This is a genomic window from Microbacterium sp. Y547 (assembly GCF_057669785.1).
The window spans coordinates 1-1265 of the sequence record NZ_JBYHFN010000018.1 but is presented as its reverse complement, the minus strand read 5'-3'; the positions used below and the strand labels follow the sequence as shown (position 1 = coordinate 1265).

1 protein-coding gene is annotated in these 1265 nt (G+C 64.5%); it reads right to left on the bottom strand.

Features of this window, described 5'->3' with window-relative positions:
- Nucleotides 1-42: 42 nt before the first annotated feature.
- Nucleotides 43-1232, bottom strand: a protein-coding gene (locus tag AC25Y0_RS12945) for an IS3 family transposase (RefSeq protein WP_488134784.1) whose coding sequence is annotated in 2 segments (ribosomal slippage) — nt 43-951 and nt 954-1232 — 1188 coding nt in all. Because the reading frame shifts where the segments join, the coding sequence is not laid out codon by codon here.
- Nucleotides 1233-1265 lie beyond the last annotated feature (33 nt).

Sequence of the window (1265 nt, the reverse complement as noted above, 5' to 3'; positions counted from 1 at the left end):
GGGACTGCCCCTACTTTGGTTGACGGGTAGGGGTCGGGGTGTTCAGGCCGCTTCTGCGGTTCTGTAGATCATCTCAAACTCGACGGGTGTGAGCTTTCCGAGGCCTCGTTGACGGCGGCGACGGTTGTACTTCGTCTCGATCCAGGTGACGATCGCGAGGCGGAGTTCCTGCCGCGTCTCCCAGCGGCGCGTGTTGAGGACGTTCTTCTGCAGGAGCGCGAAGAAGCTCTCCATGCTGGCGTTGTCGCCCGCGCCGTAGGAGCGCCCCATCGACCCGACCAGCCCGTTGTTCTCGAGCAGCCGTTGGGTCCTCTTCGCGCGAAACTGGCCGCCTCTGTCCGAATGGCAGATCGTGCCGACCGGCTGCCGCAGAGCGATCGCGTTGCGCAGCGCCGACCGCGCCAGCGATCCCTTCATGCGCGAGTCGATCGAGTAGCCGACGATCTTGTTGCTGCAGACGTCCTTGATCGCGCAGATGTAGAGCTTGCCCTCACGAGTGGGGTGCTCGGAGATGTCCCAGAGCCAGACCTTGTTCGGGGCATCGGCGGCGAACTCATGCCGGACGACGCCGTGCTCATCGACGACCGCGAGGAGGTCATCATGCGGGGCAGGCCCGGTGGAGCCGGGCTTGGGACGCTTCTTGTGATGGCTGGCGGTGATTCCAGCGATGCGGCAGAGCCGATGCACGCGGTTCTCGCCGACGGTGATGCCGTACTCGTCGGACAGTTCATCGGTGAGGAATCTGTAGCCGAGGGTCGCATCATCGCGGTGAGCCTCGTAGAGGACGTCGATGAGGTGAGCATCGTCCCAGTCCCGCTGGGAGATCGGGGCCTTCAGCCACTTGTAGTACCCCTGGGTCGATAAGCCCAGAACCCTGCACGCCACCACGACCGGCACCCTGATCGGAGCGCCGGCCGCGGCCATCTCACGGACGAGCGGGAAGACTATTTTCCCGGCAAGTTCGCCTGCGACAGATACGCCGCCGCACGGCGGAGCACCTCGTTCTCCTGCTCGAGCAGACGTATGCGCTTCTTCGCCTCGCGCAGCTCCGTCTGGTCGGCTCCGGTGAGACCGGGACGTCGTCCGTCCTCGATGTCTGCCTGCTTCATCCAGTTCGACAAGGACCCTTCGGAGACACCGAAGTCCTTCGCGATCTGCGACAGCGGCGCCTGGCCCTGTCGGGCCACCGCCACGACGTCGTCTCGGAACTCCTTGGGATACGGCTTTGCCACAGGGACATCCTTCCAGCGAGGACGAATCCTCAC